Below are 17,204 nucleotides of genomic sequence, written 5' to 3'. Positions count from 1 at the left end.
AACGTCAGACTTAATTCAGCAGTAAGAAAAAACGCTGCCAGGCAACTGACAGCGGTTATATATTCAACTTAATAGTCAGGGGATTTTAAAAAAGGTAAGCTACACCGGCCATATATACCCAGGGATCCAGAGATACATCAATTTTGTAATCGTTATTTGAGCCATCTTTGAAAGTACCCGTTGTATCTATATCCATATACCAGACGGCAGCATTCACACTCCAGTTATCAGCAACCAGGTAATCAAAACCGATCTGAGCCGCCAGACCAAGGGAGTCATCCAGTTTCAGATTTCGAAAACCTGCATCCGAACCAGCACCAACAAACTGTTCACTGAAAAAGATAGTGTAATTCAAGCCAGCGCCAAAATAAGGCTGGAAAGCTGAAGCATTGCCCATTGGATAATACTGAACACTCAAAGTAGGTGGTAAGTGCTTTACTTCAGCGAAATCACTCAAAAAGGAAAGATCACCTTTGCCCTGAAGCTTGTGGGAGATAGGAGTAGCAGCAAGCAACTCAACCCCAATGTTATCCCGGACCATGTAGGTCAGTGATAGACCGAGCTGAGTCTCATTATTGACATCAACTTTCGCATTTTGAGATAGCGGGAAGCCATTTACATTGAGGTTACCGCTATCCACATCAGGGTTCACACTGGCCAGACCACCACGAACAATAATGTCGCCTGCTTCATAGCCCTGGGCAGCACCTGACAGCAATACAGCTGCGCTGATTATTGCAAGAGAAAGGGATTTGATCTTCATTCCTTGTCCTTTTTGTTATTGATTCACGGGAAATGTAAGTTGATGGTAAGTGTATAAACATCAACCAATAAATTTATTGACACAGATCAAATCCCCAAAAGAACCAATTAATGTCGAAAAATCTCTTTTATTAATGCAGATTTTCATGGAATAACATCCACATACTCCTAACAGCACAGCATTTTATTGACCCAGATCATAAAAACATCAGTTATGCTCATGCATGATGGAACTATAACAAACAGAATATTCAGCAAGAGAGGAAAAACCATGCGTGGAATTACCAAGGTTCTGGCCGTTGTTGATACCAGAAAGGACCAGCAGCTTGCCCTTGAACGGGCCAGTCAGATCTGCCGGATAACCGGCGCTGCCCTGCATATTCTTGCGCCAAACCCCAGGGCCGATGGTGAATCAATGGTTCGCCTGGAAGCACTGGCTAAGCCACTGATGGCTGAAGGTCAGGAGGTTTATCTGCATGAAACGTGGAATGGCTCTGTTATTGAAACCATTATCCATGTGCGTCAGATGGAACGCTGCCACCTGATAGTCAAAGATGCCAAGCTAATCACCGCACTTAAGAAAGCCTTTTCTACGCCTGAAGACTGGAGCCTCCTCCGTCGCTGCCGGGTTCCTGTCCTGCTGGTTCAGGATAATAGCAACTGGACCAAAGGCAAAATCCTCGCGGCCATTAATGCCGACCCGAGAGACCATTATCACAGCATTCTTAACCAGGCGATCCTGCAATACGCGACGGACATCGCCAGTGAGTTCTCATCAGAGCTGCATCTGGCCACCGCGTACCCGACAACGATGCTGGCGATTCAGGATCACGGTGATGGACGGACTGACAAGGACTATTACGAAAAGCATTGTCAGGAATATGCCCGGGAGTTCAATCTCAATGAAGACTATTTCCATATTGAACCCGGTCCAACCGAAACCATGATCCCCGCGCTGCTGCAAGACATTGATGCCAAACTGCTGATTCTTGGCACTCACGCAAGAACCGGTATCAGCGCCCTGGCTATTGGCAATACCGCCGAACAGCTGATCTCCGAGGTCAAAACCGATATTCTGGTACTGCAGCCAAAACATCACATGATCCCACTTGAACGCGAACTGGGGAAATAAGCCCACACAATAGCTGCCAGCCCCCATCCTGGCAGCCACCTCAAAATAATCCAGTCACGAAACCGGATAAAGCGCCTAAAAACTTCTATATTGTTGTAGCAAGGTTTTTCTCCCATCATCTGTTTTTCCAGCAAGAGATACACGTCAGGCTGATTGTGTTTCACCACCTGCCCAGGTTTTTCCCTGAGCCAAGCGAAGCCAGAGGCGGATCACCCATCTTCTGGTATTTTCTTTCCACATAACTGGTAATTCCCTGAGACTGGATATGAACAAGAAAGAACTGGTTGAGCAAGTCGCTGAACAAGCTAACCTGTCCCGAAGCAAGGCCGAGCTGGTTGTCAATGCCTTTATCAGCAACACACAGGAGACACTGGCAAGCGGCGACATCGTTCAACTTATTGGTTTTGGCACATTTTCGGTAGCAGATCGGGCGGCCAGGAAGGGGCGCAATCCACAAACCGGTGAAGAAATTCATATCCCCGCCTGCAAACTGCCTCAGTTCAAGCCGGGCAATAAGTTCCGGGAAATGATCAAATAGAGGCTCATTGCATTTACTGAAACTGTTCTGCAAAAAGCGAAAAAGCGCCGGTAAGGCGCTTTTGTCTGAGCGTTTTTCGCTACTTTATGCCATCGCTCTCATCACATTCAGAATGGCTCTTTTCTTCATCAGATTCATTCGATGTAATTGACCGATAATCTCCCCATCCACTTCCGAGTCACTGATTACCTCATCAGAGCTGATCAGGTACTGATTTCCACGCCCGGTGGCCAGCCACTCGAAAGACACCTCAAGAATCTCAGCCATTTTCCGCAGATTATCGAGGCTGGGACTGCTCATACTGGTTTCCCACTGGGCCAGTGCACTTCTGGATACACCAATCAAATCCGCCAGGGCCTGCTGTGAAAATTTCTTGTCTTTACGGGAGCATAAAATCCTTGTTGTCAGGTTCATCCTTGCACACTCACGACAGGTTCAGAAAGATATCCATGCCAGCAATGCACACAGATACTCCGACATAATTATTTCACTATGTCATTCGGCCATTTGCTGAAAAGCGTTAGATTCAGCTGATGAAGGGAAAATACAGGAAGGAAAGCAGGCCACAGTCAGACCGTGGCCCGAAAAAAACATTACAAAGACAACATCAGACCGGCGATTGTAGCACTCATAAGATTAGACAGAGTACCAGCAGCCACTGCCTTGATACCCATGCGGGCAATATCCTGACGACGGTGCGGTGCCATAACGCCCAGACCACCCAGGAGAATGGCAATAGAAGACAGGTTGGCAAAACCACACAGTGCAAAGGTGATGATGATCTGCGTACGCTGTGACAACACTTCAACACCAGCCGCCGCAGCCGCTTCAGGGTTCAGGTAATTGACGAAATCCATGTAGGCAACGAATTCGTTCACCACCAGCTTCTGGCCAATGAAACTGCCCGCTGTCACGATTTCATTCATTGGCACACCAATCAGGAAGGCCAGCGGACTGAACAGGTAGCCCAGAATGACTTCAAGGCTCAGGTCTGGATAGTCAAAGAAGCCACCAATCCAGCCCATGATACCGTTAATCATGGCAATCAGGGCAATGAAAGCGAGCAGCATGGCACCAACGTTAGCGGCCAGCTTCATACCGGAAGAGGCACCAGAAGCGGCTGCGTCTATTACGTTGGCAGGCTTTTCATTATCACCTTCGTCATCAACCAGCTCAGAATTATCCGGAGTATCGGTTTCCGGTTTGATCATCTTGGCCATCAACAGACCACCAGGTGCCGCCATGAAGCTTGCTGCGATCAGGTACTTAAGCTCAACACCCATGCCTGCATAACCGGCCAGAACAGAACCAGCAACAGAAGCCAGACCACCCACCATGATGGCAAACAGCTCAGAATTAGTCATGCGACCAATATAGGGTCTTACCACAAGAGGAGCTTCCGTCTGGCCAACGAAAATATTTGCCGTTGCCGACAGTGACTCTGTACGACTGGTACCCAGTACTTTCTGTAACGCACCGCCCAGGAAGGTAACCACCTTCTGCATAACGCCCAGATAGTAAAGAACAGCAACCAGGGAGGAGAAGAAAATAATAATCGGCAATACGTTGATAGCAAAAATAAAGCCGACCTTGAAGTTACCCAGGTCACCAAACAGGAAGCCGATACCCTGATTGGCGTAGCTGATCACATTACTTACCGCGTTGGAGACACCACCAAGAATTTCCTGGCCCAGGGGAACATAAAGAACCAAGGCTCCCAGTCCGGCCTGGATGGCAAAGGCACCACCCACCGTTCGCAGGTTGATCGCTTTTCGGTTATCGGACAGTAAAAAGGCAAGTGCCAGAAGGCTGGCAATGCCCACCAGACTCATAAGTATTTGCATGGGAACAGGTTACCTCAGATGGATGATCGGTGCCGACCGGTTACCCGGCCAGAACTTTAGATAAATCCGGGTGGATTGTATAACCTGATTTACAAAAACAGAACCATTATCTGACACAACTGTTCAAAATTAGAACAGTTTCTAAGCAAAACATTGAGTCAAATCAACAGAAGAAAAATAAACTGAACGATAATCGGCATCTATCTATTGAATAATAAAATTGATCATGCATTCAAAGAAATAGCAGCCAATAATCATCTAATCTGCTGAATCATACAGTTGAATAATGCTTGAAAAGTCCTGGTGACTGCCGGAGCGAATTGCATGCATTTTATACAGATTGTCAGCCAGCGAAGCCATGGGCGTTGCGGTATGGCTGCTGGCAGCCGTATTCAGAGCCAAACCAAGATCCTTGGCCATCAGTGCCACCATAAAACCGCCCTGGTAACCATTACTGGCCGGAGTCTGGGGCATGACGCCCGGCACCGGGTTGTACTTTTCCAGTACCCAGTTCCCACCTGAACTGCTCTTCATGATTTCTGAAAGTACTGCCGGATCAAGGCCATTATCGATACCCAGTTTAAGAGCTTCCGATGTGCCTGTCATAACAATAGCCAGCAGCATATTGTTGCAGATCTTGGCCAGCTGCCCTGCACCCGTATCGCCAGCATGAAAAACAGTCTGCCCCATTATCTCAAGATAGGGCCTGGCCTGCTCTACGGTCCCGGCACTGCCACCCACCATAAACGTCAGTGTTCCAGCAGCAGCTCCGGCGGTACCACCGGACACCGGTGCATCAACAAAGTCGATACCCTGCTCTTTTGCCTGCTGCCCGACTTTTCTGGCAACTTCAGCTTCTATGGTGCTGCAATCAATCACCAGACAGCGGTTACCCATCGTTTTGAAGAGTCCATCATCTCCCAGGTAAAGTGATTCAACCTGTTTGCCAGCCGGTAACATACTGATCACCACACTGGCACCCTGTGCAGCCTCAGTCACGGATTCGGCCTTTGAGCCTCCGGCTTGTTCCAATTGATCAAGCGCCTCAGGAACCAGATCGAAACCACAGACATCATGCCCGGCTTTCACCAGGTTCTGAGCCATGGGACCACCCATATTGCCAAGGCCGATAAATGCAATTTTTGTCATTATTATCATCCTTATTCAAAATAGCCGGATTAGTCGTAATGCCACTCAGGTTTGCGCTTCTCAAGAAACGCACTGACGCCTTCCTGCTGATTCCTGCCATTGAACAACGTCAGGAACTGCTCCCTTTCCTCCGGCAAGGCATCTCTGGAAAATCCGGATCGTCCCATCTGGATCAGCTTTTTGCAGGCCCTCAAGGCATCCGGACTCTGGTTTCCGGCATTGGCCGCAAGCGCTTTCGCCCGTTCAAGACTCTCACCACTGTCCACTATTTCCTCTACCAGTCCAATCGCCAATGCTTTTTCTGCGGTCACTTTCTCGCCACAGAGAATCATGCGCTTGGCCCAGGCTTCGCCCACCAGCAGGGTAAGGTTCTGAGTTCCGCCGGCACAGGGTAATAACCCCACCGACGCTTCTGGCAGAGCCATAATGGCACCCTGTTCAGCAATACGCAGGTCACAGGCCAGTGCCACTTCCAGCCCACCGCCCATGGCATAACCGTTGATGGCCGCAATGCTGAGCCCAGAAAAGTTACTGAGGGCTTCAAAAGCCCTGCCAAAGCTTTCAGCAAATGGGCGAGCTTCCTCCGGGGTCAGGTTATCAAATCGCTTTAGATCAGCGCCGGCACTGAAGAACTTCTCCGAAGCCGAAGTGATCACCAGGGCAATCACATCAGACTCGCGGTTCAACCGGTGAATAATCTGCTCCAGCTCATCCAGACTTTCTGGCGTCCAGGTATTTGCCGGAGGATTGTCCAGGGTGAGAATGGCGGTACGTTCTTCACAGGCGAGACGTAACTTTTCAGACATAAGCTCAGACATAATCACTGTAACTCCATACCCGTATGAGAAATGCTTTCGGAAAGTAAACGACGGGCGACAATCAAGCGCATAATTTCATTGGTTCCCTCCAGAATCTGGTGGACCCGGGTATCCCGCACATGTCGCTCCAGGGGGTAATCCCTGATATAACCATAACCGCCATGAATCTGCAGGGCCTCGTTACAGACCCGGAACCCGATATCCGTAGCAAAACGTTTAGCCATGGCACAGTATGCCGTCGCTTCCGGATCCTGATGATCCAGTTTGAAGGCTGCCAGTCGAACCATCTGCCGGGCAGCCACCAGCTCGGTATTCATATCCGCCAGCTTGAACTGCAAGGCCTGGAAACCAGCCAGTTCACGACCAAACTGCTTCCGCTCTTTCATATAGGCTCGCGCCGTGTTCAGTGCCTGCTGCGCTGTACCTATGGAGCAGGTGGCAATATTGATTCGACCACCATCCAGGCCCTTCATCGCAAAAGAGAAGCCCTGACCTTCCGCGCCCAGCAGGTGGTCTGCGGGTATACGAACATTGTCAAATGAAATCAGTCGGGTTGGCTGGGCATTCCAGCCCATCTTTTCCTCCTTCTTGCCGTACTGGATGCCTGCCAGATTGGCGGGAACGGCAAAGGCCGAAATGCCTTTCGGACCTTCTTCGCCGGTTCTTGCCATCACCAGCAGCAGATCGGTACTTCCTGCCCCGGAAATAAATATTTTCGAGCCATTGAGCACATACTCATCGCCATCCCGCCCGGCGCTGGTCGTCAACGATGCAGCGTCACTGCCCGCTCCGGGCTCGGTAAGGCAATAGGACGACAGCCTGCTGCCACTGACCAGCCCTTCCCCCCAATCTGACTTTACCCGATCCGTAGCAAACTCACTGATCATCCAGGTAACCATATTATGAATGGTGATATAGGCGGTGGTAGCCGTACACCCCATGGCCAACTGTTCAAAAACAATATGGGAATCCAGCCTGGACAGGCCCAGCCCTCCCATGGACTCATGGGTATACAGGGCACAGAACCCGAGGTCTCCCGCTGCCCTGATCACATCAACCGGGAAATGACAATCAAGATCCCACTGCGCTGCGTGGGGGGTCAATTCGGCCTCGGCAAATTGCCGGGCCAGATCACAAAAAGCAATCTGCTGTTCAGAAAAGTTATAATCCATATAAAAATGCCGCCTCTTGTTTTATATTGTTTTTGAGGCCTGGGGGCATGCGGCATTTTTATTAATGGTTAGCGCATGTTCGCCAGGTTGGTGCACTCGACATGTGTTTTTTTATAACATCTCAACCGCGATGGCGGTAGCTTCTCCTCCACCAATACAGAGTGAAGCAATTCCTTTGGTGCCGCCGGTCTTTTTCAGGGCATGCAACAGCGTTACCAGAATGCGGGCACCGCTGGCTCCCAGGGGATGACCAAGTGCGCAGGCACCACCATGAATGTTGACCTTATCATGATCCAGACGCAGTTCACGAATGGCCATCATGGCCACTACGGCAAACGCCTCGTTCACTTCAAACAGGTCTACATCACTGGCCTGCCAGTTAGTTTTTTTCAGTAGCTTACGGATGCAGTCTACCGGAGCAATGGTAAATTCTTCAGGCTTCTGAGCATGGCTTTGGTAGCCAATAATTCTTGCCAGAGGTTGTAAGCCCTGCGCTGTTGCATCACTTTCACGTATTAACACGAGCGCCGCTGCACCATCGGAAATAGAGCTGGAGTTTGCCGCTGTAACCGTGCCGTCTTTGCTAAAGGCCGGACGTAACTGACGGATTTTCTCCGGCCTGGCTTTGCCCGGCTGTTCATCAATATCAACCAGCCCTTTACGGGTTTCAACCGGCACAATTTCTTCAGCAAACGCACCAGAACTGATCGCTTTGCTGGCCCGCTCCAGAGAAGCAAGGGCATAGTCGTCCATAGCCTCACGGCTCAGGCCAAAGCGATCAGCGGTTGCCTGGGCAAAGACCCCCATGGCCACGCCCTGGTAAGCATCCTCCAGACCATCGGTGAACATATGATCCTTGACCTGGCCGTGACCCAGTCGCATCCCTCCCCTGGCTTTATCCAGCAGATAAGGGGCATTGGTCATACTTTCCATACCACCGGCCACCACCAGATCGGCTTCACCGGTTTTCAGCTGGGTTGCTCCCAGCATCACCGTTTTCATACCGGAACCACAGATTTTGTTCACTGTAGTGGCCGGGACATGGTCTGGAATACCGGCATGCAGTGCCGACTGACGGGCAGGCCCCTGGCCGGTACCTGCTGGCAATACACAGCCCATCAGTACTTCTGATACATCCTCTGGAGCAACACTTGCCCGCTCCAGTGCTGACTGGATCGCAATAGTACCCAGGTCAACCGCTGTCATAGACGACAGGTTACCCTGAAAGCCACCCATTGGGGTGCGGGCAGCGGAAACAATAACAATGTTTTCCTGTGACGGGTCAGGTGCAGAAGACATAGTGAAACTCGCTTTTTCTGTAATTTATTCTTTCTGATTTGCAGGACAGTGGTCACTGTTTTTACTGTCTCTTTGTATCATAGCTTTATTGATAGCAGAAAACGACATCAGGGCAAAACTGAAACAGGCAATTCTTTACCGACTATTAATAGCCAGGGACGATGATGACTCCAGCAAACAGATGGCATGAAATAACTGCTTAAACGCACAACTCATTAAAAAAATAAGATAGTCATTTACCCTTACGCTCACGTAGAATACCGAGACTTCTGCACTCTGATACAGGGGATAGAAGTCTTATTGATATACAGAGTCGATCTCTGACTGATGGAATTACCGGATGAAAAGCAGTATCCGACTGAGAGCACTGGAAAAGAAAGACCTGCGGTTTGTGCACTCTCTTAATAATAACCGCAGTATTATGTCCTACTGGTTTGAAGAGCCCTATGAGTCTTTCGATGAACTGGAAGACCTTTATGGCAAGCATATCCATGACAATACCGAACGCCGTTTTGTTGCTGAGCTTACGGCCACTGAAAATAACGAAGCAGAATCCATCGGCCTGGTAGAGCTGATCGAAATGGACTATGTGCATCGCAAGGCAGAATTCCAGATCATTATTGCGCCAGGGCATCAGGGGAAAGGTCATGCCCGTGTCTTGATCAAATCGGCCCTGGACTACGCCTTTACCATACTCAACCTGAACAAAGTGTATCTGGTAGTGGCCGTTGATAATGAGAAAGCCATTCACCTTTATCAACAAACCGGCTTTATTGAAGAAGGTCGAATGATTCAGGAATATTTCACCAATGGCCAATACTGTGATGCATTAAGAATGTACATTCTGCAGAGGGACTATCTGGACAAAACACGTCCCTCACCCCCTTGATAGATGCGGCTGGTTTTTAACAACGCACACGCCGGAGCTTTCCGGCGCAGTCTGAAGCAGTGGCACCCTTGACGGACATCCCCATATAACTTATGCACTGATATCTCAGGTATTCTAAAGCAGAGGCATCCCTGCCTTTCTGATCGACCTGTCAGATATCAATCACCTCAAAAGGCACCAGGGGATTCACATCAGCATCATAATCCACACCCTCAACACCGAAACCAAACAACTTCAGAAACTCATCTTTATAGAGGGTGTAATCGGTCAGCTCAGCCAGATTGTCATTGGTCAGCTGTGGCCAGATCTCCTGGCAATGCTTCTGAATATCTTCTCTCAGCTCCAGGTCATCAAGGCGAAGCCGGTTACTGTCATCCACTGCCGGAGCCGCACCATCACTACGGTAAAGGCGCTCACGGAACATACGGTTGATTTGTTCGATACACCCTTCGTGAACGCCCTCTTCCCGCATTTTCTTGAAAACCATGGAGATATAAAGGGGCATAACAGGAATCGCTGAACTGGCCTGAGTGACCACACTCTTCAGTACCGCGATATTGGCGGAACCGTGGATTGATTTCATCGAATCATCGATGGCATGGGCTGTACGGTCCAGGTCTTTCTTGGCTTCACCCAGGGCACCATCCCAATAGATCGGCCAGGTCAGTTCCGTACCAATATAGCTGTAGGCCACTGTTTTGCAGCCTTCTGCCAGAACGCCCGCAGCAGACAGCGCATTCATCCACAGTTCCCAGTCCTGCCCCCCCATGACCGTAACCGTTGCTGCCACCTCTGCGTCAGTGGCCGGTTCCACCGTCGCTTCAAACAATGCATCTTTGTTGGTATCCACTGCGGTAGCGCGATATGGCTCACCCATCGGCTTCAGTACCGAGCGAATCACCTCGCCAGTATCCGGCAGTTTTCGCACGGGTGATGCCAGCGAGTAAACCACCATATCCACCTGGCCAAGATCCTGCCTGATCAACTCAATGGTCTTTTCTTTTGCTGCGTGGCTGAAGGCATCGCCATTCAGACTTTTGGCGTAGAGGCCAGCTTCGTGGGCCAGCTGATCAAAGGCCGCAGAATTGTGCCAGCCCGCTGTTCCCGGCTTGCTTTCAGTGGCCGGCTTTTCAAAGAACACGCCAATGGTGGCCGCACCGGAACCAAAAGCTGCGGTGATACGGGAAGCCAGTCCATAACCGCTGGAAGCACCGATCACCAGCACTTTCTTGGGGCCATTGGCTACGGGACCCAGTGACCGGGTGTAAGCAATCTGTTCCTTTACATTGGCTTCACAACCTACCGGGTGAGTGGTTGTGCAGATAAATCCACGAATCCTTGGTTTAATGATCATCGTTGTCCCCAACAAGTGAAATCCGCTTCGAAAACCAGGGGCTTAGTACCAGTCATGAGCCCGTCTGTATGAATAACGGAGTAGCTTATCCAAAAGCCAAAGCCCGGGAAAGAGATAGCGCGTATAAGTCGGTAGCGTTATGGATCGGTTTGTTAGGATTTGTAAAGAGCAGGCGAGGTGAGCGGTTCTCGATAACGCCGATACAGCAGGATTTTCAGTAAAAAGGAATAACGTCCTGTGTGGCGCCTGGAAGTAATACTAAAGTAGCTTTTACTGCCTTTATGAAATATCCGGGTTAACAGCCGATAGGTGGATTTGTCAGTCATAGGTCATGGAGACTCCTGTGATACCTCCAGGTTACCCTTCAGAGAAACAGCCCCCGGTCGAGGTTAAAAAAGACTTTGCAAAGGCACCTCCGGTTGCGCCGCAAACACTCAGTTCTATGGTCTCTGAACCTGATACCTGTTTTACCAGTCTTGAACAACGCACTATCGGTCAAGTGGTCACTGATAACTGTCTGACAAAGCCAGCGACAAGGCCCGAACAGTTAACCTCTGCGGGTTTCTCTGACGCACCCAATACAGCGGTAAGCAAGCCCATAGATCGAACCGTTGTCACATTAAGACTCAGTAATGCATTTAAGGGTGCCTGCATCAAGCCGCTGCCATCATGGATAGAGGTCGATACCGATACTTTGAATGATAATGCATGGCTCGATCAATTCCTGAGCAAAGAAGATCAACAGTGGGTTGATGTCGTATTAATTCAGGAAGGTAAGGCTTGTCCCCGGGTTATGGGGCAAACGCCCGGGCTTAATCCGCGGCTACCAATCGTCGCGGTGGTGAAACCCAGCCAGGCTTATAAAACAATCATTGCAGAGCAGACAAGACACCCGGTTTCGAAAAGCTGCGATTACCAATGGCTTGATCGGTCCGAGCTACAATCCCGAGAACAGCAGGTGCTCAGTGTATATCAGGGAAAAAGACCTGCTGCAGTTCTTGAATATCCGTCCACCCTGGACCCCGGAATTGGCTCGGCGGAGTTATTTCCCGGTCTGGATACCAGGGTATTGACCAACCCATTTGGTCAGGGTGTAACCATTATTGCGGAACGCAGAAAAGAACCACAGAGCAAGCATTATGCGAACCGCCTGGAGGCCCTGGTAAAAAAAGAGTGGCACCAGGCAGAAGCTGATATAGCCAGAGGGGTTCCCAAAGATCTTGCCTTGCTTCACAGCCATATCCGAAACCTGCAAAAGCGTGGCGAACTGGAACTGGTAAAACCTGATTGCATCAGGCGGGAGATCATCCACGCCCGTGAGCAACTGTCAGCCTATAACCAGTCAGTTAAACCCGGTCAGTTAACACCAAAGCAGCTGGCCATAAGGAAACAGGCTATTCAAGAACGGGTCACGGAACGTTTCAACCAACCCGCTGTTACCCAGAAACAACTGCTCTATTTATCTGCCCATAATCAAGTAACCAGACCATTACCTGAAAAAAAGAATGATGCTGGAGAGCTGCGAGCTTACCGCATGATCAATCGCTATGAGCAGCAGTTAACCCGGGAAATACCCACTGAACAGACAGCAGCAGAACAGGAAGCGAAGCAGATTCTAACCAGTAATAAAAAAATCCGGAATGAAATAAGCAAAATAACCCATAAGCACCGTCATCATCCAGACCAGTCAGAACCCATGATTTTAGAACATAAAATCACCGAGCTCAGAAATGACCAACTGCTGCTTTTTCAGGTATTAGACTCACCGGCATTAACGTCTATTGCCGGAAAAATCAGCTGGCAGGCGGCAATGGAGTTCAAGCGGGTTGGCTATGATCTGAACGATGAACTCACCCTTCCCGGTCGATGGACCGACCGACTTCTGGATCGTGACAACCCTCCCCGGAAACTGGGTAGTGGGAAGGAGAATACGGTATATCTGTTATCCTATAAAACCGGAAATGACACAGTAAAGCGGGTGTTCAAACCTGAACAGGCCGTTGACACCTCAGACTGGAGAAAAATCATCTCCCCGGAGTTGTACCACGATAGGGATCATCCAAATCTTACGGCCAGAAATCTGGCCACCGGCGAGATTGCCCGCCTGCTGGGCATGAACGTGATGCCCGATATGTCATTTTGCGAACATAACCACCAGATTGGACTGGAGATGGAACTGGCTTCCGGAACATCAGCCGAGACCAGTGTACGTGCCAGTACCGGTCCTAAACAAGAGAAAAAACTGGGCCATCAGGAACTGATTGATAAGGAGGACAACTGGGAAATCAAAAACAAAATATTCAGTGGCCTGGCTGACCTTGAGCTGTTAGATGCCATTTGTGCCCAACCAGACCGACATGATGGTAATTACTTCATAGACTATGGGACTGGCCGGGTAACGGGTATTGATAACGATACCTGTCTTTACCCGTTCAGAGACATCATTGCGCCATCCGCTGACAGTAGAAACGCTGAATGGCGTAAAGGATGCCGCGTCGGTTATCCCCGGCTGATGACCCGCAAGTCTTATGATCGTTTACAGAAGCTTGATGTAGAATTGTTGTGTGAATCACTACCAGCCTGCTTCGATCTGAATGTTAAAAACGCTCTGAGGCAGCGAATATTCCTGATTCAGCAACACAGTCAGGCATTATTCTTTGCCGGGCGGATAGTCGATGATTGGGAATCGTGGCGTGACCCTACGACTAACGAACCCGCTATCGGGTTTCTCACTCTGCCAATGCACGACATTGTCAACAAAGAGCGGAAGGCCCTTAAGGAAGAAGAGAGTCGTATCCAGCCTATTCTCAGTAAATATCAGTCAAATGAACCACTGTCTGATCGGGAAAGCAATATTGTCAGAAGTTATTTATGGAGAAATAAACTGCTGAGTAATGATGAAGTGAATCAGAGGTATGCTACCAGCCGAAGCTATTTTTACACGACCATATATTAATAAGGTAGCATCCATGAACGACGGGGATCATCTATGAATGCACAAAACCCAATGGCTACCCTCTCACTTGCTGATATTGCCGTGAACCTGGAAGCGCCTGGTGTTCCTTTCCCTCCGGTACCCAAAGCACTCTCTGAGTATTTAATGCCACTCTCAGACTACGCTTTTGGTTCATGTCTGACGGAAATCCCCCTGTATCACCTTGAAGCTCATCTTGAGCAGTTGCTGAAACAGTGGCCATCTGATTATGTTATGTATGGTTTAAGTGGCCACGGATTTAACTCCAGGGCTGTGCATTACTACCTGGTAACAGACCGGTGCGCCCTGTTCGTACAACGTTCTATGCCAGTACTGTCATCATCTGCATTACAACCCGGGCAGCTCACGCACTTAATGCAGCAGACCATAGAGCTCAGTTGCCATCCAGCCCTGGATTCATGCGAGGATCAACTGGTGGTTGTTGACTCCGATATTCTCTATGGCCGAATAGGCAAATTCCAGAATGGACAGTTAAACTGGCAGCATGAAGCGGACAGCGCCATTGAACATGCCCTGGCCATTTTATAGTTGAAAACCGACCGTTTTATTTCCCCCCCCCCGGTATCCGACAATTCGACGGAATAAATAACCAGAAGAGCGCTAAGTTTGACAGAATATTAAGTTAATCTGGCCTATAGTAAATGCCTTAATCCGTTGCCATAGAAACAAATAACAAATGCCCATGGCGCGTGAAAATATTTTGCACCACCCTCAGGGATGAAAAATGGTTACGCAAAATATTTTTCACGGCAAATGATATCCCAGAGGTAGTCATCACAGTGCAGTTACCAACTTCCGGAATCGGATGCTGGCAGGGAGCAGGGCTGCTCGCCACTACCCTGTTGGGTACCAGCGTATTTATTCTTCCCCAGTTAACCATTGAACTGGCAGGCTACGGTGCCCTGTGGGCCTGGGCTCTGCTTACCCTGACCATTATTCCAGTGGCATTGGTGTTTGCCAGTCTGGCCAGCCGGTTCCCCCATGCAGCCGGACCGGCCTATTTCGTGGAAAAGGCCTTTGGCTCTGTCGCCGGAAGAACCATTGGCATCATTTTTCTTTGCGCTGTCCCCCTGGGTGCACCCGCAGCTATCATTATGACCTACCAGTTTATTGATGCTCTGTTTATGGTGCCGGGCTCAATAACCATTGCCGTTCAATTAGCGTTCCTGGTCTTGCTTTATGGTCTGAATTTTCGGGGCATACATATTTCTGCCACCCTTCAGCTGATACTGACTTTTTCTATCATGGCGGTACTGATTCTGATGATCATGGCCTGGGGGATAGTTGATGTACCAGCCATCCCGGAGAAAACTGCCGTTAGCCGCAGCATGATTCTTAAAGCCGCCGGGCTTGCTTTCTGGAGTTTCCTGGGCATGGAGGCCATGTCCCATCTGGCAGGTGACTTCCGAAACCCCGAAAAAGACCTGAAACCGGCCATCATGATCGGCGTTACCATCGTTGGCTGTATTTATCTGGCCTGTACATGGTTGATACTGTCCATACCGGTGACTGCTCCCCTGGCCATGGCGGGTGTCTTTGATCAGCTGGTGGGCGGACTGGGTTCACCAATCATCGGGACTCTCGGGCTGGCAGGTGGTATTGCCACCGTCAATGTCTACATCGCCAGTCTGATCCGTCTGACACTGAGTTTCAGCCAGGAAGGCGTATTGCCAGCCTGGTTCAGTAAACAGAATCGTTACGGTATTTCCGAACGCGCCCTGGCAACCTTACTACTCATCATTGCGGCGATTCTGATCTTTACTCACTTTACAGACCAGGATCTGGAAGATCTGGTTTCCTGGGTCAATGGGGTTTTCGTTATTATTTACCTGGCATCCATGCTGGCAGCTTTCCGACTGCTGCCTGCTAAATACCACTGGATGAACATACTTGGCTGCCTGTTCTGCTTTATGCTTGCCTGGGGCCTCGGGTGGAAAATGGCTTATGCCGCTGGCATGCTGGCGATTGCCTCACCATTGCTATGGTGGCAAAGGCAAATGCAAAAGCAAAAGTCGGCTTGTATGGATACTGGTATTACTTGAATTCAAGTTATCCATCATCACTACAGTGTGGATAAATGCAAATAAGCAGCTAGGCTCTGAGGGCGATAATGAGAACTCATTTGACTCAGGAGTCCATGAAATGAATATTCCTCCTGCTTTTTCACCCTCAGCACAGTACTCACCCACCGCTGCATCAGCAAGCGCACAACCATTAACGGACTCGTCGTACTCTAAGGTTTTTCACTCTCTCGAAGAGATGAGCAATCTGGGGTCGGATGTCAGGCTTTTTATGGAGATAGCGAAAAAAAACATTCGTGATCGAAATATTGCGGCTTCACCGTTTCTGGTTTCTGAAACAGAAAAGGTAGCCAACAAGTTACTGGGACTACTACAGCCCGATGACATAAGTGATAAACCTGATAACCCAGCGGATCACAGTTCACTGGAGAAAATCCATTTGTTCTCTAAAACCACAACCATTGACAGGACGCTGAAACAGTTGGGCGTCCCCTGTACCAGCAATCTTGAACTGAGACAACAAGGGTACGATAACGCCACTCAAAGGCTCAATGAACAGATTGCCAAAGATACTAACGGAGTGATTACCAACCTGCTCAACCCTGGTACGCTGAAAGACCCAAAAACAGCTTTCGTGTTAGTAAGCTGGTTGTTTCAAAATGTGTCGTGGGAACAACCTTTCATGGTGATACCCCAGGGGTATCGAACACACATGACCTGGAACGGTCAGAAGCAGCCGGAGATCGTCTGGATGGAAAGCGGCAAAGGGACAAACTTAATTGGTTATAAAAATATTTCAGGCTTTGAGTTCATTGCCTTGCCTGTTAAGGAATCCGGGTTGGACGCTGTTTTCATAATGCCTCCCAAAGCGGCGCAACAAGAACACACTGACGAAGTCAGCCATATCCTTACAAAAGGCTTGAACTCATTTTTTGCCCCTGAACCTGAATTTGATCAAGGACACGTCTCACTGTATTTACCCAAATATCAATTCGATTATGTCTATGAGACAGATTACCCTGAGCTGCTCGGTTCAGGAAAACATAAGACAAATCTTAGCATCAATGAGGCAGGTGCCCATGTTGCGGCTTCATTCCAAATTCTTGGCGGTGGAATACCTAATCTGATGTACATCAATCGCCCCTTTTATTTTGCCATGATTAATGATCAGGGTGATAAACGAAGGTTAGTGGGTGCCGCCTATATTAAAGAACCATGGGGATAGTGAGCG

The 17,204-nt window shown here is 49.3% G+C and carries 15 protein-coding genes; 7 read left to right on the top strand and 8 right to left on the bottom strand.

Going from position 1 to position 17,204, the window contains the following annotated elements; genetic code table 11:
• Positions 1–85: 85 nt before the first annotated feature.
• On the bottom strand, positions 86–763 hold the full coding sequence (locus J7439_RS00715; RefSeq protein ID WP_209199695.1) for an OmpW/AlkL family protein: 678 nt from the start codon (positions 761–763) through the stop codon (positions 86–88).
• 270 nt (positions 764–1,033) lie between these two features.
• Between J7439_RS00715 and J7439_RS00710 the strand changes: the two genes are divergently transcribed.
• Together J7439_RS00710 and J7439_RS00705 are read left to right on the top strand one after the other, a co-directional pair.
• Complete coding sequence (locus J7439_RS00710; protein WP_209199694.1) at positions 1,034–1,894, top strand: universal stress protein; 861 nt, start codon at positions 1,034–1,036, stop codon at positions 1,892–1,894.
• A 265-nt stretch (positions 1,895–2,159) separates the two neighbouring features.
• Positions 2,160–2,432 carry an HU family DNA-binding protein gene (locus J7439_RS00705; protein WP_101746299.1) on the top strand — a complete coding sequence of 91 codons (273 nt, stop codon included), beginning with the start codon at positions 2,160–2,162 and terminating at the stop codon, positions 2,430–2,432.
• Positions 2,433–2,516: 84 nt separating this feature from the next.
• Here the strand turns inward: J7439_RS00705 and J7439_RS00700 are convergent, their stop codons facing one another.
• The 6 genes from J7439_RS00700 to J7439_RS00675 form a co-directional block, all read right to left on the bottom strand.
• Positions 2,517–2,846 carry a helix-turn-helix domain-containing protein gene (locus J7439_RS00700; protein ID WP_209199693.1) on the bottom strand — a complete coding sequence of 110 codons (330 nt, stop codon included), beginning with the start codon at positions 2,844–2,846 and terminating at the stop codon, positions 2,517–2,519.
• 179 nt (positions 2,847–3,025) lie between these two features.
• Positions 3,026–4,276 carry a NupC/NupG family nucleoside CNT transporter gene (locus J7439_RS00695; RefSeq protein WP_209199692.1) on the bottom strand — a complete coding sequence of 417 codons (1,251 nt, stop codon included), beginning with the start codon at positions 4,274–4,276 and terminating at the stop codon, positions 3,026–3,028.
• A 258-nt stretch (positions 4,277–4,534) separates the two neighbouring features.
• Positions 4,535–5,425, bottom strand: a complete 891-nt coding sequence (gene mmsB / locus J7439_RS00690) for a 3-hydroxyisobutyrate dehydrogenase (RefSeq protein WP_209199691.1) — start codon at positions 5,423–5,425, stop codon at positions 4,535–4,537.
• 29 nt (positions 5,426–5,454) lie between these two features.
• Complete coding sequence (locus J7439_RS00685; protein ID WP_286198116.1) at positions 5,455–6,243, bottom strand: enoyl-CoA hydratase; 789 nt, start codon at positions 6,241–6,243, stop codon at positions 5,455–5,457.
• 2 nt (positions 6,244–6,245) lie between these two features.
• Positions 6,246–7,415, bottom strand: a complete 1,170-nt coding sequence (locus J7439_RS00680; protein ID WP_209199690.1) for an acyl-CoA dehydrogenase family protein — start codon at positions 7,413–7,415, stop codon at positions 6,246–6,248.
• Positions 7,416–7,526: 111 nt separating this feature from the next.
• A complete protein-coding gene (locus J7439_RS00675) occupies positions 7,527–8,714 on the bottom strand; it encodes a thiolase family protein (RefSeq protein WP_209199689.1) in 1,188 nt (395 codons plus the stop codon).
• Between the two features lie 340 nt (positions 8,715–9,054).
• On the opposite strand from J7439_RS00675, the gene speG reads away from it, so the two are divergent.
• The gene (speG, locus tag J7439_RS00670) at positions 9,055–9,603 is read left to right on the top strand and encodes a spermidine N1-acetyltransferase (RefSeq protein ID WP_209199688.1); all 549 of its coding nucleotides are present in this window, start codon (positions 9,055–9,057) and stop codon (positions 9,601–9,603) included.
• A 151-nt stretch (positions 9,604–9,754) separates the two neighbouring features.
• Here the strand turns inward: speG and fabV are convergent, their stop codons facing one another.
• Positions 9,755–10,957, bottom strand: coding sequence for an enoyl-ACP reductase FabV (gene fabV, locus J7439_RS00665; protein ID WP_209199687.1), 1,203 nt, complete (start codon positions 10,955–10,957; stop codon positions 9,755–9,757).
• Positions 10,958–11,300: 343 nt separating this feature from the next.
• On the opposite strand from fabV, the gene J7439_RS00660 reads away from it, so the two are divergent.
• The 4 genes from J7439_RS00660 (at position 11,301) to J7439_RS00645 (ending at position 17,198) form a co-directional block, all read left to right on the top strand.
• Positions 11,301–13,913: a hypothetical protein gene (locus J7439_RS00660; RefSeq protein ID WP_209199686.1), complete on the top strand. Its 2,613-nt coding sequence runs from the start codon at positions 11,301–11,303 to the stop codon at positions 13,911–13,913.
• Between the two features lie 51 nt (positions 13,914–13,964).
• On the top strand, positions 13,965–14,480 hold the full coding sequence (locus J7439_RS00655; RefSeq protein WP_209199685.1) for a hypothetical protein: 516 nt from the start codon (positions 13,965–13,967) through the stop codon (positions 14,478–14,480).
• Positions 14,481–14,731: 251 nt separating this feature from the next.
• A complete protein-coding gene (yjeH, locus tag J7439_RS00650) occupies positions 14,732–15,994 on the top strand; it encodes an L-methionine/branched-chain amino acid transporter (RefSeq protein ID WP_209199684.1) in 1,263 nt (420 codons plus the stop codon).
• Between the two features lie 100 nt (positions 15,995–16,094).
• Positions 16,095–17,198, top strand: coding sequence for a serpin family protein (locus J7439_RS00645; protein WP_209199683.1), 1,104 nt, complete (start codon positions 16,095–16,097; stop codon positions 17,196–17,198).
• The last annotated feature ends 6 nt before the right edge of the window (positions 17,199–17,204 follow it).

It is taken from the genome of Salinisphaera sp. G21_0, from assembly GCF_017744115.1.
Classification (GTDB): domain Bacteria; phylum Pseudomonadota; class Gammaproteobacteria; order Pseudomonadales; family Endozoicomonadaceae; genus Endozoicomonas.
This window is presented reverse-complemented; position numbering and strand designations above follow the sequence as displayed.